Raw genomic sequence first — 18359 nt, 5'->3', positions numbered from 1 at the left:
AATCTTATTTATGCGCCTTCGCCAAACGCGTTTTTAAGCCATTCGATCTCACTTCCGGTGAAGGCTATCACATCGAAACGGCAATCCACAGTATCAAAACTCCCATTATGGCGGGCAAGCCACAAGTGGGCAGTCTGTAATAATTTATGTTGTTTGGCGAGCGTCACGCTGGCGGCAGCACCGCCAAAACGGGAAGACTGTCGGTAGCGTACTTCAACAAACACGATAATTTGACCGTCTTTCATGATCAGGTCGATTTCGCCGCCACGTCCGCGAACGTTAGCGGCGATAAAGCGCAGTCCTTTGCCTTCAAGCCAGCGACGCGCTTTTAACTCCCACGCGTCACCGGTCTCTTTGCGGCTTAACTGGCCGGGACGATTTGCCCCTGCTGGTATTTGAGCCATGATAACTTCCTGTTAATCACGCAGTCCTGAGTTGCTGTCAGATCGCCCGTGTTGCCGTTCAGCTCAAAGCCTGGCACCTGGCGCATCTGGGTAAAGTGGTTCGCCAGCGCCCACGCATCGACACCCATCGCATACAGCCGCGCCAGAGAGTAATCGTTATGCACGGTACTCAGCGCTTGCTGCATCAGTGCAGGATTGCTGCCTGCCAGCATAGGGATTTCGCTGTATTGCAGACCTTCCATTTCCAGACGGAAATCCGGGCCGGCAGTACCTTGTGCGCTGCGGGAGCTGGCGTAAAGCGTTGCGCCGCTCTGGCTACCGTTACGCATAGCAATCATCGGCTTGATGAAGGCAATTTCTTCCGGTGTGGCCACAATATAGGCCGCGTCCACTTTGCCGCCACCGCTGATTTGCGCGTCGGTTGGTGGGGCAGGAATGGTCAGGCCGCCGATAGTTACGCCTTGCTGTTGTGGCAGGCTGGCAGAGACCGGGCTGCCATTAAGGGCGATACCTGTGCCGCCGTTTACGCCCGCTCTCAGTTCAGAGGTCGAGCCAAATTTTTGCTGCAGCACAATACCGCCGCCCAGTTTCTGCCACTCTCCGGCAAACGCAGTGGCGACACGATCGCCCAGCGAACTACGTGGGATCAGCAACAGTGGAGCCTGTTTACCCTGCTCGTGAATATGACGTGCCGCATCGCGGGCTTCATCTTCCGGTGAAAGGGCGAAGTAGCAGATATTGGCACGGTTTTGAACCTGCTCTGGCTGGTTGAGCGCCAGCACGTTCAGCGTGGTATTGCTCTTCATCAGCGATTCCACGTTATTTTTCAGCAGTGGGCCAACAACGATGCTTGCACCGTCCTGCTGAACCTGCGCCAGAACCTGATCGAGCGGCTGAGAGCTGGTGTCGTAGATTTTCAGCTCAGTGCCCGGGTTGGCGCTGGTGGTTGCCACACTCTGGGGCTGTGCTGCCTGCTGCGGTGCAGATGCAGATGCAGATGCAGATGCAGGTTGAGTAGTCTGTGGTTGCGGTGCTACTGCGGTGCTGGTCGCTGGAGCAGCCGGTGTTGCCACCGGAGCTTGAGCCGCCGGGGCTGGTGTGACAGCAGGTGCAGCTGCAGGCGTGGCAGGCGCGGTGACCGGGTTCTGCATGGTGCCCTGAGCTGGCGTTTGTGCTGTCGTCAGGTCACTGGTCTCTGCGGTGGAAGGGCTGACCACCTCGTTCACGTTCGCGGCCTGGGCCGCCTGAGCAGGAACGGCACTGCCTGTTACCGCAGGAGTACCGTTTTTCGCCGCTTCAAAGCCTTGCTGAATGGTACGGCCAAACACCGCCGCCTGGCCATTCAACGGCAGGAGCAGGGCGATTTTGCTGGTGGATGCAGGTTTAAAGTTCTGCACGTTTACCAGCTGCGTTGGCAGCATTTTCGCACCTGGGTTTTGTGGGTAGCGGGTTTGCCAGTCGGTAATACCCGCTTTCAGCATCTTCGGATCGTTGCGGTTGTTGAACCACATTTGCTGTAAGTCCAGCCAGCCCTGCAACACGTTTTCGTCTGCATTGATGACCAGCGCCTGGGCCTGTTCCTGAGTCATGGAGGCGAGCGTCTGCCAGGTAGCATCAATATTTTTCTGCTTGTCCGTCCCACCGAGGAGGGGCTCCTGAGCGACCAGAGCACGCAGCAGCGTCAGGGAAGGATGGCCCTGCTCAGCGGCGATACCGGCCTGCCAGAAACGAGCCTGCTGGTTTTTATCAAGCGTGCTCACGTCGATATTACCGAGGATCTTTTTCGCAGCCGCGAAATCTTTCAATGCCACTTTCAGTTCGGCAGACTGCAGCTCCTGCTCACGACGCTGAGTGTCGTTAAGATCTTTCGGCAACTGGTTGAACAGTTCGGTAGCCTGCTGGGTTTTCCCCTCTTTCAGGAGTGCACGAATGGCGAGTAATTGCCAGTTGGTCTTGGTATCATTTGAACTCTGCGACATTTGTTGCAGATAAAAGCCAGAATCAGCCTGGGCTGAACCCTGCATATGGGCAGTGGTTTGATCGGGTGCCTGGGTGCCACAGCCTGCGAAGATCAGGGCTGCCAGCAGAAGCGGCACGCTGCGCGTGGCTTTTTTTCGAAGAAACGTTAACGGTACCATACTGTATCCAGTGATTTTTTACGCAATGCTCAATATTAAATCGGTAATACGGACTAAACAATGAAACAACACGAAACGGCAGATAATTCTCAAGGCCAGCTTTATATTGTACCTACTCCTATCGGGAATTTGTCTGATATTACCCAACGTGCGCTCACTGTGTTGCAAGCTGTTGATTTGATTGCAGCTGAAGATACCCGTCATACCGGTTTACTGCTGCAACACTTCGCGATCAACGCCCGTTTGTTTGCCCTGCACGATCACAATGAGCAACAAAAAGCGGAAACGCTGGTGGCGAAGCTGAAAGAAGGGCAGAACATTGCGCTGGTATCCGACGCGGGGACGCCGTTGATTAACGACCCTGGCTACCATCTGGTGCGTACCTGCCGCGAAGCGGGGATCCGAGTGGTGCCTCTGCCGGGGCCGTGTGCTGCCATTGCGGCATTAAGCGCGGCGGGTCTGCCGTCCGATCGCTTCTGCTATGAAGGCTTCCTGCCTGCCAAATCTAAAGGCCGTCGTGATGTATTAAAAGATCTGGAAGCGGAACCGCGTACGCTGATTTTCTACGAATCCACTCACCGCCTGCTGGAAAGCCTGGAAGATATGGTTACCGTCTGGGGTGAGGCCCGCTATGTGGTGCTGGCTCGTGAGCTGACGAAAACCTGGGAAACCATCCACGGCGCGCCAGTGGGTGAACTGCTGGCATGGGTGAAGGAAGATGAAAACCGCCGCAAAGGCGAAATGGTGCTGATTGTTGAGGGGCATAAAGCGGAAGAAGATGCGCTCCCTGCTGATGCGCTACGTACCCTGACGTTGCTGCAGGCGGAACTGCCGCTGAAGAAAGCTGCGGCGCTGGCGGCGGAGATCCACGGCGTGAAGAAGAATGCGCTGTATAAGTATGCGCTGGAGCAGCAGGGGGAGTAAAACCTGGCGCGTTTGTTTTACCGGGTGGTGGTTGCGCCTTATCCGGCAAATCAAAAACAGTCGGAAAAGAAAAGGCAGGCAGATCATGCTGACCTGCCTGATACTCTCTGCATCTTACATCGTGCAATAAAGACAAGACGTTTTCGGGTGTAGCCAAAGGAAGGACGCCGGTACTTTCGTTGACACTTTCCCTTCTTTCATTGCCGAAAACGCTTGTTGTTTACCTTCTCCGGCCACTAGCAACAAAACGTCCTTTGCTGCCAGCATATCCTGCAAGCCTAGCGTGATGCCTTGTTCTACCGATGTGCCTGCCGCTCTGAGCATATCATGCATCCGCGTACGTTCGTCGAGAGAGGTAATATGGCAACCTGGCTCCAGCCAGTCATCCGGTTCGTTTAGCCCCAGATGCCCGTTTTTGCCAATGCCTAACACGCAGAGATCCAGACCACCGCGCGCCGCGATGTCTCTGGTTACACGGTTACACTCATGTTGATCCGCTTTGTCAGAGGCAAATGCAATGTAGCGCTCAGGAGCAACGCCGAGTGGCTTAAGTAGATGTTGCTGCAGGAAGACCTCGCAGGTTGCAGGATTATCAGGTGCCAGTCCTACCCACTCATCCAGCTTCACAAAGGTCACTCCGCTGATATCGATCCCGTATGCTTTTACTTTGTCGACGAAACGTTGGTAGGTCAGCAGAGGGGTTGCTCCCGTTGCCACGCAAATCACCGCATCGGGCTTGCACTGAACCAGGGTCAGCAAATGCTCGCTGGCCGCTTCGCTCAGGCTTTCGTAGTCAGGATAGTCCTGAAAAGCGATCGCACTCATTTAAAGAACTCCGAAGGCAGAGCCGACAATGGCCAGCATAAAGGTAATTGCAATCAACAGCACAGGATGCGCTTTCTTCACGCGCAGCAGGTAATACATCAGCAGTGTGTACCCCATTGGCAAAATATTGGGGAACACTTTGTCGAAGAAATCCTGCTGGAGTGCAACATTATGGGTACTGTCGATGGCGAACGTCGTCACTACATTGATATGGACGTACGAGGCGATTAGCCCACCAATCACCGTAATCCCCAGTATGGTTGCCGAGCGGGCAATCATCTGCGAATTTTCCCGCACCTTATCGATCGCCTTGATCCCTACGGAATACCCTACGTGTGTCCAGCCGACGCGCAGGAAGAAAATCGCGAGATAAACAGCGAAGAAGAGGATCGGTCCCAGTAAATTTCCCTGGCTGGCGAAGGACGAGCAGATCCCGGCCATAATCGGCAGCAGCGTAAACCAAAAAATTGCATCCCCAATCCCGGCAATGGGCCCGAAGAGAGCCACTTTCAGCCCTTTGATCGTGCTGCGGTTTTCGCCTTTCTCTTCCATTGATATCAGCAAGCCCATCAAGAAGCCGACCAGGTTTGGGTGCGTGTTGATAAATTCCAGATGATCTTTCATCGCGGCACTCAGGCCGTCTTTATCGTCTTTATAGATCTTCTTAAGCACTGGCAGCATGGCCCAGGTAAACCCGCCTGCCTGCATACGTTCGTAGTTAAAGCTGGCCTGGAGCAAAGAGGAGCGGAATCCCAGGCGAGTGATGTCTTTTTTACTGATTTCAGATCCCATTGCTGTAGTCCTCTTCATCGTTTTTTACGCTCGAAGCGGGAGGCTGGGCGGCGCTTCTGGCTTTGGCGTTAAAGAATTCATACACCGCGAACCCGGCACCCAATACGGCGACAGGCAGCAAGTTGCTGACCTGGATGTAACAGACAAACAGAAAGCCAGCGATCAGATAAGGGATGTACTGTGCCTTAAACATCACGCGAAGCAGTAAGCCAAAGCCCACGGCAGGCAAAATACCCCCCGCGACTTCGAAGCCATGCGTGAGCCAGCCGGGCATCGCTTTTACCAGCGCCTGCATTGCACCCTGTGCCAGGTAGGTACAAAGAAAAGCGATAATGGCGTAAGTGCTGGCGACGATAAGCATTGTTGTCCAGTTGAGACGTGCAAATGCCGCAGTGTTAGCCTCTTCCGCACAGTTGTCCGCTTTGGACATAAACAGAGAAAATGCCGAGTAGAAGAACAGGATGACGTACTGCATCAGCAGGCTAAACGGCAGGCCAAGCCCGATGGCCGTTTTCGCATCAACCCCGGTTGACCAGGCGATAACGGTGGTCATCACCCCCGCCATAATGGGGTTAGGGGGCTGCACGCCACCGGCCGGTGTTAGCCCGGCAAACGCCAATTCGGTCAGCCCGCCGGTGATCAAGCCAATATGGATATCGCCCAGTATCGCTCCCGTAAGCGTACAGACGATGATAGGACGAAAAAGAAAAAGTGCTTCCAGCCAAAAATCGATTCCCAAAATGAAGACTAATGCTGCCAGAGATAAACCCTGAACTAATGTTATTTCATGCATTTTATTGCCTCGTAATCGTGACCCGCTTTTTAGAATGTCGAGACAGCGAAATTAGTCAGGAATGCCTTCTTTTGCATCACCAGGCACGTCCTGAATAAAGAGGTTTACGCCACTTCGTTTAATGAAACGAAGATTGCTCAGATCGTTATCGTCGACATAAACCTTGCTGCTGATCTGTTTCTTACCCTCAGAGAAATGCATATTTCCTACGTTGACGTCTTTCAGCGGCACGCCGCCTTCAATCAATTTCTTCACGGTTTCAGGTGTCCGGCATATCAGGAAAATTTTCTGATGCGGTGCGGCTTTCGCGATAATGGCTGTGGTTTTTTCAACAGAGAAAAACCGGATGCCAAACCCATAAGTCTCCGCCGTTATTCCCATTAACTTTTGCTGGATATCGTCTTTTGCCACCTCGTCATCAACGACTATCAACAAATTCGCGCCAATAGTGGATGTCCAGGTCACACCGACCTGGCCATGCACAAGGCGGTTGTCGATGCGGGTTAACAAAATGTTTGGTGTGCTCATATTTCTGCTCCTTAAGGCATTGTCTGGTGTTTACACATTTATACCGTCGCAGGGTTCAGCGTTAATTTATCTGCCGAGCCACAAACCATAATCTTGCTTCTGACCACCTCTTTCATGGCATCCATGCCGACCCGCATGTAGAAGCGCGGATCGTTGCCCTGTGGATTGTCGGCAAACCAGGCTTTAACCGCGTCTGAGAAGGCAATCTTCAGCTCGGTTGCCACGTTGACTTTGCAAACGCCCAGTTCGATAGTGCGGCGAACGTAGTCATCCGGCACATCGCTTGCGCCGTGCAGTACCAGCGGTACACTCACCACTTCACGGATCTCGGCCAGCCGCTGGAAGTCTATTTTCGGACGTTTGGTATAGAGACCGTGCGCGGTACCAATAGCAACGGCAAGGCTGTCGACGCCGGTCAGTCCAACGAAGCGTTTCGCTTCCTGCGGGTCGGTCAGAAAGGCGCTTTCCGCATCGACGCTCATGTCATCTTCCACACCCCCCAGACGGCCCAGTTCGGCCTCGACGCTACAGTCGTTGAGGTGGCAGAAATCGACCACCGATTTCACCAGCTTCACGTTTTGCTCAAACGGATAATGGCTGCCGTCAATCATTGCGCTGCGCACACCGGCGTGGACTTTGCGACGAATATCATCCAGCGATTCATGGTGATCGAGATGCAGCGCCAGCGGCATGTCGTAAGTGAGGGAGTAAGCGCTGCACAGGGCGTAAATCTCTTCCAGCGCAATGTGCTTAAAGGTGCCCGGCGTGCCCGCGAGGATCACCGGCGATCGCATTTCACTGCACACTTCGAGGATCGCCTGGATCGTCTCAGCGTTATGGATGTTGAATGCCGGAACGGCATAGCCTTTTGCCTGAGCGTCCTGCAGAAGGTATTTCGTTGAGATAATGCTCATGATGCGATCCTCTTAAAGCTGCCACGGATGAATAACCACGCCCTGCACAACACGGTTAACCGTGCCGCTCGCCGATGGTGTATCTGGCGTATTGCCTACGTTAAGCGACTGCGTGAGCGCAAAGACCTGGGCGTACATCAGGAAGCAGAACGCCTGCTCCATATCGATAAACGGGCGGGAAGGTGGCAACAGGATATGCGGGCCAGCTTCAATGACCGGATCATTTTCAGCAGCGATAGCCACCACGCGCATGGCCTGGCGGTCGCGGCGCAGTTCCGCCAGTAGATCGAGATCGTACTGACGCGTATACGGATGGCTGGAGACAAACACCACCACCAGCGTTTCGTTATCTACAAGTGATTTAGGCCCGTGACGGAAACCGGTAGGTGAGTCATAAAAGGCCGCCAGTTTGCCTGCGGTCAGTTCCAGCACTTTCAGCGCCGATTCACGCGCTGCACCCTGCAGACCACCACTTCCCAGATAAACGATCCGTTTCCAGGAGTCGTTGCCAAAGACGCCGTGGCTGAAATCACCGAGCGAGGACAGGATCGCCTGACAGCGATCGGCGACGTCGCGGAAGGTTTGGCTGTTGATTGTTTCTGGCGCGAATACCGCCAGGCAGCTCGCCATCATGGTGGTAATGCTGCTGGTCATGGCGAACCCGCGATCGTGGGTTTCGGCAGGCATCAGCAGGGCAAAAGCGTTATCGCTGTCGACCGCGTTCTGGTACAAACTTCCCGCCTCATTGCAGGTTATCGACAGGTGGTAGCACTCCGGCACAAACTGATTCGTCAGTTCAACGGCGGCCACGCTTTCCGGACTATTGCCGGAGCGAGCAAAAGAGACCAACAACAGAGGATGCGCGGCGCTGAGATAATCCATTGGATTAGTGACCAGGTCGGTTGTCGGTACGGCAGTGATGCTTTTCCCGGTGTGGCTGGCGAGCCAGGGAGCAATGATGTCACCGATAAACGCGGATGTGCCCGCGCCAGTCAGCACGATCTTAAGATCGTGCTTGCGCAGCAACGGCATCAGGAAATTGTCGATCGAGGAACGCAGGCTATCAATGTTATTGAGCGAGCGGATCCAGCAAGTGGGTTGTTGGCGGATCTCTTCTTCGGTCCATGTGCCGGTTGTAGCGGGGGTGTTTGTTTCTGGCATAACTCAGTCCTTAGTCATGTGAATTCCACATCAGACGCTGGCAAACGTGTCGCTATCTTTCGTTTCGTTTCACTTGTTCACTTAAGAAGTTAAATAAAATCTATAGAAAAGAAATCGAAACTTCAATGAAAGAAAAGAAATAAAACGAAAAGTGTGATCGACAAAGAAAAGGAAAGATTTAAGGAAAGGAAAAAAAGGCCTTACGATCGCACGTCGTAAGGCCAACAGGACATACAATGAAAGGGCTATAGGGGGAGAGCCTGGCCCTGGATCCAGATCTGCTGGAGGTGTAACCCAGCGTCCAGCGAGATAATATTTGCGTGTTTGCCCGGCGCTAACGATCCGAGCTGGTTATCAATACCCAGCAGGCGGGCAGGGTGCAGCGAAGCCATATGAATAGCGTCCTCTGCCGTTACCCGTGCATGCTCCACCATGTTACGCACTGCGGCATCCAGCGACAGCGTGCTGCCCGCCAGGCCACCGGAGGCGGTACGGACAACACCGCTTTGCATGGTGACCTCTTCACCACACAGCGTATAGCGCCCGTCCGGCATTCCTGCAGCCTGCATAGCATCGGTAATCAGTACCATACGATCCTTCGCGCAGCAGCTGCACAGCCGCATGGCACCCGGGTGGACGTGATGCCCGTCAGCAATCAGCTCCAGCCATGCCCGCGGGTCAGTCAGCCCTGCGCCCACCATGCCTGGTTCCCTGTGATGCAACCCCGTCATGCCGTTATAACAGTGCACCAGTCCATCTGCGCCCGCATCAAACGCAGAGAGGGTTTGATCGTAGGTGGCGGCACTGTGGCCCAGCATAACGCGTACACCCCGTTGTTTCAGGTGACGAATTGCCTCTAATGCGCCGGGTTTTTCTGGAGCAAGCGCCACCACGCTCAGGGTGTTTTGTGAGACAGCAATGAGCGCGTCCAGCTCAGCGATATCCAGCTCCCGGAACAGTTCCGGCGGATGCGCCCCTTTGTTCTGCGGCGTAAAGTACGGACCTTCCAGATAACTACCCAGAATTTGTGCCCCGGGGCCACCGTTTTGACAGCGCCGGGCGATTCGCCTGAGTGCCCCGTGGATAGCCTCAAGCGGCGCGGTGACGGTGGTGGGCAAAAATGCACCCACCCCTTCACGCGCTTTATGCAGGGCTAACGTATCCAGCACATCTGGTGCATCATCCATGACATCCACGCCCGCACCGCCATGCACGTGGGTATCAATATATGCCGGGCAAAGCAGTTCGGCATCACGAGCGGTAACGCCCGCTGGGATGGGGTCAATTGCCGTGATCACCCCGTGCGCCATGCAGAGCTGGTGGTCGTTCAACCAGCCCTGTTTTGTGAGAACACGGCGCGCGCGCAGCAGCTGGCTCATATCCCTTCCTCAGCCGGTGCTTCCTCGTGACAGCGTCCCAGTTCATCCACCAGGCTCGTCAGGCCACGATGCCCGCACTCCAGCGCCTGCAGTCGAAACGCTTCGCTGCTTAACCCATCGCGATCCAGTACCATCTCCAGCAATAACTGCAGGTTAGTACCGGTTATCACTTCACTGCCCGGTTTTTGCATCGCGAGCGTTGAAGCCACGCGGAACGGTGTGCCGCCCAGCAGATCGGTGAGAAACACAATATCGTGCTGCTCGTCCAGCTCGCTCATCGCCTGTTCGAGCTGGGCGGTCAACCGCGCGGTGGTGGACGTTTCCGGAAAATCGATGGCGATAAACTGCGGTTGTTCGCCGAGGATTTGCTTCATCGCCTGCTCAAGCCCACTGGCAAAACCGCCGTGACCCGTCAAAATAATGCCTAACATCGCAACCTCTTTGCTTTTACAGGAAGTGACAGAACTTACCCACAACACCCAGTACCACGGTGATGCCAATCAGGCGCAGCGGGCTCCAGCCACGGCGTACCAGCCAGAACATGGTCAGGGTATAGACCAGCGGCAGGAAGGCGGGCATGAGCTTGTCGATGACGTCGGTTTGCAGTTTAACGACCGCATCACCCGCCTTGATTTCGAGCGTAGTGTTCAGGCGTACATAAGTTGCCACCAGTGCGCCAATTACCGTCATCCCGACGATGGAGGCCGCATGACCGACCTTTTTGGTGTTGGCTTTGATCAGCGGAATCGCTGCTACGCCCATTCTGTAAGCGTAGTGCGCCAGGCCAAAACGCAGGCCGAGATGCACCACGTTAAACAGCACGATAAAGACCACCGCGCCAAGAATGGAGCCTTGCAATGCCAGACTGGCACCAATACCACCGCAAATGGGAAGTAAGGTCAGCCAGAACATCGCGTCACCGATACCACCGAGTGGTGCGCCTACGGCAATTTTGGTGCTCTGAATGCTGTTCACATCCTGCTTGGAGCGCTCCATTGCCAGAATGATGCCGATAACAAAGGTCACGAGGAATGGGTGGGTGTTGAAGAAGCCCATGTGACCTTTCATGGCGCGTGCCAGATCCCGCTTGTTGGTGTGGATCTTTTTCAGCGCAGGCAACAGACCATACAACCAGCCGGACGCCTGCATACGTTCGTAGTTGAACGATGCCTGCAGCAGCATAGAGCGCCAGGCGACGCGGTTAATATCTTTTTTCGTCAGCTCGGCACCGATGGTTTGGTCTTCGTAGACGTTTTCATTGACGCCGGTGAGCAGGGTCTCTTCGCTTTCAGAAATACCCGGCAGAGTGGTTTGATTAGATGCCATCTTCGAATTCCTCTTTCTGGGCTGAAGGAGCCGTCGGTTCAGGAGATTTACGCAGCAGGTCGATCAGGGCCATCGCCAGGGCAGCCGCCGCAATGGCCAGCACCGGAAGTTTGAGCCAGGCTGCAGCCACAAAACCGATAATGAAGTACGGGATGTAGACGTTTTTCATCATGATCTTCAGCAACACAGCAAAGCCGATAGCTGGCATGATGCCGCCCGCGACGCCGAGGCCGTCAATCAGACGTTCCGGCAGAACATCAATGGCGGTTTTCGCGTGTTCAGCACCAAAGTAGATCGGCAGGAAAGCGCACAGGAAATAGAAGACGCCGAGCGCCAGCAGTGCCAGATAGTTGACCCGTTCAATACCGCGAGTGTCGGCATTGGCCGCCATACGATCGCAGCGGGACATTACGCCGGACATCACCGAGAACAGGAAAGTGATCCCCATCTGAACGGCAACAGCAAACGGAACGGCGACGCCAACGGCAACATCTGGCTTCACTCCTGTGCTGATGGCAAACGCGGTACCCACGATGGTACCGATAATTACGTTTGGTGGTTGCGCGCCAGCCAGAGGAGCCAGTCCCATCCAGACCAGTTCTAACGTACCGCCAGTCAGAATACCGGTGTGCAGATCGCCCAGGATCAGGCCGACCAGTGGCCCAAGTACCACCGGGCGGTGCATATGTGTTAAGCCGTTAAACATATCCAGGCCGGCGATAAAGGCGAGAATGCCCAGCGCAAAGGCCTGCAACAGACTAATTTCCATTGTGAATCCCTCAGAGCAGTTTAAAGAGATCCAAAGCAGCCTCTGTCGGAACGCCCTGAACGAAGCATTCCACCCCGGCGGTTTTCAGGCCGTTGAACGCAGTGATATCGTTCGCGTCTACAGAGACCGTTTTGGCAATTTGTTGTTTGCCGTTGGCATAATGCATATTTCCTACGTTGATACGGGTGATGGGCACACCGCCCTCAACCAGCGTCAAAAAGTCTGTGGGCGATTTACAGACCAGCAGAATTTTCTGGCGATCGGCAGCGCGGTGAATGTTGTCGATCACTTTTTGTAACGACCAGAAGCGCACGGCGATCCCTTCCGCGAGCACCATTTCCATCAGGTTTTGTTGAACCGGATCTTCTGCAACCTCGTCATTCGCCACCAGAACCAGGTTCGCCCCGGCGAATCCAACCCACTGCACACCTACCTGACCGTGAATTAAACGTTCATCAATGCGGCATAAGACAATGTTTGGCATAGCGTTTTCCTCTTTTTTAATTATACGTGTTGAGTCGTTACGCCTTCGCAGGCGGTGTGGTACTGCTGGAGTATGTCCTGAATGTGGTCGATGATGAGTTCCCGCGGTGTTGACTTGAGAGCACCCTCGCGAACTTTGCTGTATTGCAGCGGGAGGTACTGGCTGATCAGCGGCAGCGGAACAGGGTCATCTGCCAGGTTGCGCACCAGTCGCTCGAAGGCATTGTCAATCTGGTTGTCTGGCCAGTAATAACGCACGCGGTCAGAGTAGCTATAGCCACGCGCCAGGCGTCGCGCATTACCGTCACCGTGATAGTGGCTCTGCCAGTATTCCGGGCGATCGAGCATCACGTTTTCCAGCACGTGACGCAGGCCAGAGCTGGCTTTAGCCGGCAACAGTTCCTCTTCAATAGCAGCCAGAGAGAACAGTGCTTCGCGCAGGGCGAAGGTGAGCGCCGGGCCAACTTTCAGGATCGCAAAGTGATCTTTCACCAGTTGGCGCAACGCCTGCGGCGTCTGGTAATCGGTGGAGTGCGCTTCAAACACCAGCGTGTCGTATGCTTCAACCATGTCACTCAGCGCGACGGCTTTGTGTGGCTGATAGTCGCAGATGTGTGCGTGGTCGAACTCCACGCCGGGCTGAACCACCAGGCCAATAATGCGCGGCCAGATGTCGTTTAAGCCTTCCTTTTCAAACGCGTGGCGGTGCGCCTCAAGTGTGGCACGCGCAGCTTCAGGTGTGGTGACGTCGAGTTCGGTCAGCGTCTCATGTGCGCCGCCCGGCACAGGAACCTCAGTGCCGATAACATAGACCAGGTCAGAGACACCAAACTGTTCGCGGCAGGTTGCTTCGGCAATTTTTGCCAGACGTGCTGCACGTTCGGCGACGATAGCGTCGGTTAAGGGAACCGGATCGTCCTCACAGGACATGCTGCAGTCGAGGTGGATCTTTTTGAATCCGGCTGCGACATAGCTTTTGATCAGATCGTCGGCATTTGCCATCGCCTGAAGCGCAGGCAGGTTTTGCCAGCGGTTTGGGCCAAGATGATCCCCGCCGAAGATCAGCTGTGATGTCGGGAAACTGAGTGACTCCGCCAGCTGGCAGACAAACCCATGGAAATCGGCGGGTGTCATGCCGGTATAACCCCCGAACTGATCCACCTGGTTAGAGGTGGCTTCAATCAACAGCGGCGTATGATGCGAATGGGCGTAACGAATTGCAGCTTCAAGTACCAACGGATGTGCGGAACAGACGGCATAAATCCCGTTTGAATTCCCCCGTTTATGTTGTTCCACCATTTCTGTCAGATGTTTCACTTTCCTCTCCATTTCGGATGGTGATGGTATTCATCTTTCGTTTTGTTTCATTTGATACTGCATTATGGTGTTGTAAAAATAAAACGAAAGATAATAGTTTTCCGATCTGTTTCACAAAAGAAACATAATGAAAGGTTTCAGCGCCGGGAGAAGCGGCTTATGATGGCCTGACAGGGCTTGCATTCCCGTAAAAGAAAGGCCTTAATAAGTAAAACGAAATGAAACGAAAGTTTATTGATTAAGGAACTCCTATGAGCAGCACCGATTCTTCCGCAGAAAAGCGCATCGTCGGCACCAGTGAAAGGCGAGAACAAATCATTCAGCGGTTGCGGGCGCAGGGAAGTGTACAGGTTAACGATCTTTCGCATTTATACGGCGTGTCGACGGTGACTATCCGCAATGACCTGGCGTTTCTTGAGAAACAAGGCATTGCCGTACGCGCTTATGGTGGCGCGCTGATTTGTGAAGGCAATGTGCCAGGTGCGGAGCCTTCCGTGGAAGACAAAAGCTCGCTGAATACGGCGGTAAAGCGCAGCATCGCGCAGGTGGCTGCCGGGCTGGTGAAGCCTGGGCATCGCATCATTCTGGACTCCGGCACCACGACGTTTGAAATCGCCCGTATGCTTCGTCAGCATACGGATGTGATTGCCATGACCAACGGGATGAACGTGGCGAACGCCTTGCTGGAAGCTGAAGGGGTTGAGTTGCTGATGACCGGCGGGCATTTGCGCCGCCAGTCGCAATCTTTCTATGGCGATCAGGCCGAGCAGTCATTACAGAATTACCACTTTGACCTGCTGTTCCTGGGTGTCGACGCTATCGATCTCGATCGTGGTGTGAGCACACACAATGAGGATGAAGCCCGGCTGAATCGCAAGATGTGCGAGGTAGCAGAGCGGATCATCGTCGTGACCGATTCCAGCAAATTTAACCGCTCCAGTCTGCATAAGATTATTGATACGCAACGGATTGATATGATTATTGTCGATGAAGGGATCCCGGCGGAGAGCCTGGAAGGATTGCGGAAAAGTGGCGTTGAGGTGGTGCTGGTGAAGGGATGATTTTTGGCTCGCCCCAGGAATCTGGTAAAGAAAGTCTTCCTGCCATCAGTGGCGCTCAGACGATAGTGAAGACAGGGATATACACGCAAAGGTGACAGCGGCGGCTAAACCCTCTATACTTCGCGCCGAAGCTGACCAGACAGTCGCCGCTTCGTCGTCGTCCCCTTTCGGGGGGAGACGGGCGGAGGGGAGGAAAGTCCGGGCTCCATAGGGCAGGGTGCCAGGTAACGCCTGGGGGGGAAACCCACGACCAGTGCAACAGAGAGCAAACCGCCGATGGCCTGCGCAAGCAGGATCAGGTAAGGGTGAAAGGGTGCGGTAAGAGCGCACCGCGCGGCTGGTAACAGTCCGTGGCACGGTAAACTCCACCCGGAGCAAGGCCAAATAGGGGTTCACATGGTACGGCCCGTACTGAACCCGGGTAGGCTGCTTGAGCCAGTGAGCGATTGCTGGCCTAGATGAATGACTGTCCACGACAGAACCCGGCTTATCGGTCAGCTTCAACTCATTCCAAAACAATACGTTGGTGTATCTCAGGCGCTCAGAAGCAGAAATGAGATACATAATGGGATACACCAACGATTGCACCATCCCCCATACACTCCGCCGCAACGACATTTACTATGTCTACTTTCGCTTTACTGAACGTCAGTTTTTTCGTTGTTCTTTGGGGACTGATAGCCCTCGCCGCTGCCGGTTTATCATTTCTCGCCTTAGCCCGTACATATCGCTCTTCAGACTTGGTAGGATAGGGCGCGGACAACTTCTCAAGATAATAAAAACGATGAAAAAACTAACGGCGCAGGACATTGATTTATTCGTAGCGGGTATGAACGCCGAGATCTTGCAGTATGTGGAAGATATTCCCGGCGAAGCACGTGCAGAACGATTAAACAATGAAGAACCTACGCCGATAGAGTTCAGAGAAGCGTGTTCCTCCTTCTTCCAGGAACATTTTCAGGATGCACTTTTCAGCGGTGATGAGTCAGGAGCGGAAAACTACTTTAGACGGGCGCTGTCATCGGAAAGTGACATCCAAGGGATGGAAAAAGAAATCGCGTCCGCCGCTGCAAATTACGCCGTGCTTTTGCATCAGTCCCAAGAAGCTCACTCTGCATTTTTACGAAAAGATCTTACTCGTTACTCACAGATTGTATCGAACATAAAACAAAATGCTCCTGTACCCAGATCCGTACAGATTGCCGTTTCTGAAAGTGTCAGTCAGAGCACATTAACATTAGCTGAGGCCTGGAAAGGGTTTCTTGAGTTTAAGTCAGACTGGGAACCTAAGATTCGACAGGGCAATGAAAAATATTTTGAAGTGATTGAGGCCGTTCTTGGTGCTGAAACTCAGGTTACGGCTATCACCCGGCGTGATATTAAAAATTTGCTTGAGGTGGTGGCGGGGCTTCCTAGGTGATGCTGCCAACTTACTGATTTAGTGTATGATGGTGTTTTTGAGGTGCTCCAGTGGCTTCTGTTTCTATCAGCTGTCCCTCCTGTTCAGCTACTGACGGGGTGGTGCGTAACGGCAAAAGCACTGCCGGACATCAGCGCTATCTCTGCTCTCACTGCCGTAAAACATGGCAACTGCAGTTCACTTACACCGCTTCTCAACCCGGTACGCACCAGAAAATCATTGATATGGCCATGAATGGCGTTGGATGCCGGGCAACCGCCCGCATTATGGGCGTTGGCCTCAACACGATTTTCCGCCATTTAAAAAACTCAGGCCGCAGTCGGTAACCTCGCGCATACAGCCGGGCAGTGACGTCATCGTCTGCGCGGAAATGGACGAACAGTGGGGATACGTCGGGGCTAAATCGCGCCAGCGCTGGCTGTTTTACGCGTATGACAGGCTCCGGAAGACGGTTGTTGCGCACGTATTCGGTGAACGCACTATGGCGACGCTGGGGCGTCTTATGAGCCTGCTGTCACCCTTTGACGTGGTGATATGGATGACGGATGGCTGGCCGCTGTATGAATCCCGCCTGAAGGGAAAGCTGCACGTAATCAGCAAGCGATATACGCAGCGAATTGAGCGGCATAACCTGAATCTGAGGCAGCACCTGGCACGGCTGGGACGGAAGTCGCTGTCGTTCTCAAAATCGGTGGAGCTGCATGACAAAGTCATCGGGCATTATCTGAACATAAAACACTATCAATAAGTTGGAGTCATTACCCAAAAACATTTCCCCAGTGAATGTGTGATGTATCCTACTATTTAGACCCGGTCAGTAAACGCGTTGTCAATTTATTTGATAAAACATAAAATTATTTTAATTGCGCGGTGATTATTTATTAGCCTTTAATTGCCTGAAAGATAGTCTTAATTGATATTTTAAAGTGTGAAAGATTCATCGTGGTTATCGCCATAAAATAAATTTATTACTGCTATTTTTGTTGATAAATGTCATCCAAACAATGTATTCGATAATGTTTATATTGTTGATTTTTATGTTTTTTATTGTGTTTTTTGACGATGGGTAATGATGCGAAAAGGCAAATTGTGAGTAACAGCACATACCCCCAGAAACAATATTGAGTAGAATCCACCCCGTCATAGGGAAATATACGCAGAATATTATGAACACTATTATTCTACCGAAAACACAGCACCTTGTTGTATTTCAGGAAGTCATTAAAAGTGGCTCCATAGGTTCTGCTGCAAGACAACTGGGGTTGACGCAACCCGCGGTCAGCAAAATTATCAGCGATATCGAATCTTACTTCGGCGTTGAAGTCATGGTGCGGAAAAACACCGGCGTAAAACTGACCGCGGCAGGCCAGGTTCTGCTGTCATACTCTGAGTCGATCACCCGTGAAATGAAAAACATGGTGAGCGAAATTAACAGCCTCAGTTTCAGCACCGTCATGGATGTCTCCTTTGGCTATCCGTCGCTGATTGGCTTCACTTTCCTGTCAGAAATGATCAAAAAATTCAAGGAAGTGTTCCCAAAAGCACGAGTTTCCATGTATGAAGCGCAGCTCTCTTCTTTCCTGCCCGCCATTCGTGATGGTCGACTGGATTTCGCCATTGGCACGCTGAGCGATGAAATGCTGCTGCAGGATCTCCACGTTGAGCCACTGTTTGAATCCGAGTTTGTACTGGTGGCAAGCAAATCACGAACGTGTACCGGATCGACTACATTGGCATCGCTCACGCATGAACAGTGGGTGATGCCGCAAACCGATATGGGCTACTACAAAGAACTTCTGACCACCCTGCAAGACAACCACATCAGCATTGAAAATATCGTCCAGACCGATTCCGTCGTCACCATTTATAACCTTGTCCTGAATGCCGATTACCTGACGGTCATTCCGCGCGACATGATTGCACCGTTCGGTTCTGACCAGTTTATTGTCATGCCAGTTGAAGATGAATTACCCGTAGCACGGTATGCCGCGGTGTGGTCAAAAAATTATCGTATTAAAAAATCGGCGTCAGTATTAGTTGAACTGGCAAAACAATATTCGTCACTCGACAGTGAAAGACGACGATGATTAATTAATTATCTGATTGACGTTAAATCTCTTAAAAA

General features: G+C 53.2%; 19 protein-coding genes and 1 other RNA gene. 6 read left to right on the top strand and 14 right to left on the bottom strand.

The genetic code is table 11. The features are described 5' to 3' along the window. Positions 1-8: 8 nt before the first annotated feature. Together HV318_RS10655 and HV318_RS10650 are read right to left on the bottom strand one after the other, a co-directional pair. Entirely contained in the window at positions 9-404 is a 396-nt protein-coding gene (locus HV318_RS10655; protein WP_182272750.1) for a YraN family protein, read from the bottom strand. After that, positions 362-2542 (bottom strand): penicillin-binding protein activator, encoded by a 2181-nt coding sequence (locus tag HV318_RS10650; protein ID WP_182272749.1) that lies wholly within the window; start codon positions 2540-2542, stop codon positions 362-364. The genes HV318_RS10655 and HV318_RS10650 overlap by 43 nt, the downstream gene beginning before the upstream one ends. Positions 2543-2602: 60 nt before the next feature. Between HV318_RS10650 and rsmI the strand changes: the two genes are divergently transcribed. Continuing rightward, positions 2603-3466: a 16S rRNA (cytidine(1402)-2'-O)-methyltransferase gene (gene rsmI / locus HV318_RS10645; RefSeq protein ID WP_182272748.1), complete on the top strand. Its 864-nt coding sequence runs from the start codon at positions 2603-2605 to the stop codon at positions 3464-3466. Between the two features lie 114 nt (positions 3467-3580). Here rsmI and HV318_RS10640 read toward each other — a convergent pair whose 3' ends face one another. From HV318_RS10640 to kbaZ, 12 genes are all read right to left on the bottom strand, one after another. Beyond that, positions 3581-4291 carry a galactosamine-6-phosphate isomerase gene (locus tag HV318_RS10640; protein ID WP_182272747.1) on the bottom strand — a complete coding sequence of 237 codons (711 nt, stop codon included), beginning with the start codon at positions 4289-4291 and terminating at the stop codon, positions 3581-3583. After that, complete coding sequence (agaD, locus tag HV318_RS10635; protein WP_182272746.1) at positions 4292-5083, bottom strand: PTS galactosamine transporter subunit IID; 792 nt, start codon at positions 5081-5083, stop codon at positions 4292-4294. It abuts the gene before it with no gap. Next, entirely contained in the window at positions 5073-5876 is an 804-nt protein-coding gene (gene agaC / locus HV318_RS10630) for a PTS galactosamine transporter subunit IIC (RefSeq protein WP_182272745.1), read from the bottom strand. Before agaC ends, agaD begins: the two co-directional genes overlap by 11 nt. A gap of 51 nt (positions 5877-5927) precedes the next feature. Continuing rightward, complete coding sequence (gene agaB / locus HV318_RS10625) at positions 5928-6404, bottom strand: PTS galactosamine transporter subunit IIB (protein ID WP_182272744.1); 477 nt, start codon at positions 6402-6404, stop codon at positions 5928-5930. Positions 6405-6442: 38 nt separating this feature from the next. Beyond that, on the bottom strand, positions 6443-7318 hold the full coding sequence (gene kbaY / locus HV318_RS10620) for a tagatose-bisphosphate aldolase subunit KbaY (protein ID WP_182272743.1): 876 nt from the start codon (positions 7316-7318) through the stop codon (positions 6443-6445). Positions 7319-7330: 12 nt separating this feature from the next. Then, positions 7331-8479 (bottom strand): SIS domain-containing protein, encoded by a 1149-nt coding sequence (locus tag HV318_RS10615; protein ID WP_182272742.1) that lies wholly within the window; start codon positions 8477-8479, stop codon positions 7331-7333. Positions 8480-8724: 245 nt separating this feature from the next. Then, positions 8725-9858, bottom strand: a complete 1134-nt coding sequence (gene nagA, locus HV318_RS10610) for an N-acetylglucosamine-6-phosphate deacetylase (RefSeq protein WP_182272741.1) — start codon at positions 9856-9858, stop codon at positions 8725-8727. Continuing rightward, positions 9855-10289: a PTS galactosamine/N-acetylgalactosamine transporter subunit IIA gene (gene agaF, locus HV318_RS10605; protein WP_182272740.1), complete on the bottom strand. Its 435-nt coding sequence runs from the start codon at positions 10287-10289 to the stop codon at positions 9855-9857. The genes nagA and agaF overlap by 4 nt, the downstream gene beginning before the upstream one ends. Positions 10290-10305: 16 nt before the next feature. After that, on the bottom strand, positions 10306-11184 hold the full coding sequence (gene agaE / locus HV318_RS10600; RefSeq protein ID WP_182272739.1) for a PTS N-acetylgalactosamine transporter subunit IID: 879 nt from the start codon (positions 11182-11184) through the stop codon (positions 10306-10308). Continuing rightward, positions 11174-11953 carry a PTS N-acetylgalactosamine transporter subunit IIC gene (gene agaW, locus HV318_RS10595; RefSeq protein WP_182272738.1) on the bottom strand — a complete coding sequence of 260 codons (780 nt, stop codon included), beginning with the start codon at positions 11951-11953 and terminating at the stop codon, positions 11174-11176. Before agaW ends, agaE begins: the two co-directional genes overlap by 11 nt. A gap of 10 nt (positions 11954-11963) precedes the next feature. Next, positions 11964-12437 (bottom strand): PTS N-acetylgalactosamine transporter subunit IIB, encoded by a 474-nt coding sequence (agaV, locus tag HV318_RS10590; protein WP_182272737.1) that lies wholly within the window; start codon positions 12435-12437, stop codon positions 11964-11966. A gap of 20 nt (positions 12438-12457) precedes the next feature. After that, a complete protein-coding gene (gene kbaZ / locus HV318_RS10585; protein ID WP_182272736.1) occupies positions 12458-13765 on the bottom strand; it encodes a tagatose-bisphosphate aldolase subunit KbaZ in 1308 nt (435 codons plus the stop codon). A 239-nt stretch (positions 13766-14004) separates the two neighbouring features. On the opposite strand from kbaZ, the gene HV318_RS10580 reads away from it, so the two are divergent. The 5 genes from HV318_RS10580 to tdcA all read left to right on the top strand — a co-directional run bounded on the left by HV318_RS10580 (position 14005) and on the right by tdcA (position 18321). After that, positions 14005-14814 (top strand): DeoR family transcriptional regulator, encoded by an 810-nt coding sequence (locus HV318_RS10580; RefSeq protein WP_182272735.1) that lies wholly within the window; start codon positions 14005-14007, stop codon positions 14812-14814. A gap of 127 nt (positions 14815-14941) precedes the next feature. Further along, positions 14942-15320, top strand: an RNA gene (rnpB, locus tag HV318_RS10575) — RNase P RNA component class A. A 278-nt stretch (positions 15321-15598) separates the two neighbouring features. Beyond that, entirely contained in the window at positions 15599-16234 is a 636-nt protein-coding gene (locus HV318_RS10570; RefSeq protein WP_182272734.1) for a hypothetical protein, read from the top strand. Between the two features lie 50 nt (positions 16235-16284). After that, positions 16285-16982, top strand: a protein-coding gene (locus HV318_RS10565; protein ID WP_095033700.1) for an IS1-like element IS1B family transposase whose coding sequence is annotated in 2 segments (ribosomal slippage) — positions 16285-16534 and positions 16534-16982 — 699 coding nt in all. Because the reading frame shifts where the segments join, the coding sequence is not laid out codon by codon here. A 418-nt stretch (positions 16983-17400) separates the two neighbouring features. Then, positions 17401-18321 (top strand): transcriptional regulator TdcA, encoded by a 921-nt coding sequence (tdcA, locus tag HV318_RS10560; protein ID WP_182272733.1) that lies wholly within the window; start codon positions 17401-17403, stop codon positions 18319-18321. Positions 18322-18359 lie beyond the last annotated feature (38 nt).

The sequence above is a fragment of the Enterobacter sp. RHBSTW-00901 genome (genome assembly GCF_014103115.1).
Taxonomy (GTDB): domain Bacteria; phylum Pseudomonadota; class Gammaproteobacteria; order Enterobacterales; family Enterobacteriaceae; genus Enterobacter; species Enterobacter cloacae_P.
The sequence above is the reverse complement of the archived record's forward strand: the minus strand, read 5'-3'. Positions and strand labels throughout refer to the sequence as shown.

Bases quoted from the DNA above. Each gene is read 5' to 3' on its own strand.
- HV318_RS10640 (WP_182272747.1), bottom strand. From the start codon at position 4,291: ATGAGTGCGATCGCTTTTCAGGACTATCCTGACTACGAAAGCCTGAGC.
- rsmI (WP_182272748.1), top strand. From the start codon at position 2,603: ATGAAACAACACGAAACGGCAGATAATTCTCAAGGCCAGCTTTATATT.
- HV318_RS10580 (WP_182272735.1), top strand. From the start codon at position 14,005: ATGAGCAGCACCGATTCTTCCGCAGAAAAGCGCATCGTCGGCACCAGT.
- agaD (WP_182272746.1), bottom strand. From the start codon at position 5,083: ATGGGATCTGAAATCAGTAAAAAAGACATCACTCGCCTGGGATTCCGC.
- agaC (WP_182272745.1), bottom strand. From the start codon at position 5,876: ATGCATGAAATAACATTAGTTCAGGGTTTATCTCTGGCAGCATTAGTC.
- kbaZ (WP_182272736.1), bottom strand. From the start codon at position 13,765: ATGGAGAGGAAAGTGAAACATCTGACAGAAATGGTGGAACAACATAAA.
- agaB (WP_182272744.1), bottom strand. From the start codon at position 6,404: ATGAGCACACCAAACATTTTGTTAACCCGCATCGACAACCGCCTTGTG.
- HV318_RS10615 (WP_182272742.1), bottom strand. From the start codon at position 8,479: ATGCCAGAAACAAACACCCCCGCTACAACCGGCACATGGACCGAAGAA.
- kbaY (WP_182272743.1), bottom strand. From the start codon at position 7,318: ATGAGCATTATCTCAACGAAATACCTTCTGCAGGACGCTCAGGCAAAA.
- tdcA (WP_182272733.1), top strand. From the start codon at position 17,401: ATGAACACTATTATTCTACCGAAAACACAGCACCTTGTTGTATTTCAG.
- HV318_RS10570 (WP_182272734.1), top strand. From the start codon at position 15,599: ATGAAAAAACTAACGGCGCAGGACATTGATTTATTCGTAGCGGGTATG.
- agaE (WP_182272739.1), bottom strand. From the start codon at position 11,184: ATGGCATCTAATCAAACCACTCTGCCGGGTATTTCTGAAAGCGAAGAG.
- nagA (WP_182272741.1), bottom strand. From the start codon at position 9,858: ATGAGCCAGCTGCTGCGCGCGCGCCGTGTTCTCACAAAACAGGGCTGG.
- agaF (WP_182272740.1), bottom strand. From the start codon at position 10,289: ATGTTAGGCATTATTTTGACGGGTCACGGCGGTTTTGCCAGTGGGCTT.
- HV318_RS10655 (WP_182272750.1), bottom strand. From the start codon at position 404: ATGGCTCAAATACCAGCAGGGGCAAATCGTCCCGGCCAGTTAAGCCGC.
- HV318_RS10650 (WP_182272749.1), bottom strand. From the start codon at position 2,542: ATGGTACCGTTAACGTTTCTTCGAAAAAAAGCCACGCGCAGCGTGCCG.
- agaV (WP_182272737.1), bottom strand. From the start codon at position 12,437: ATGCCAAACATTGTCTTATGCCGCATTGATGAACGTTTAATTCACGGT.
- agaW (WP_182272738.1), bottom strand. From the start codon at position 11,953: ATGGAAATTAGTCTGTTGCAGGCCTTTGCGCTGGGCATTCTCGCCTTT.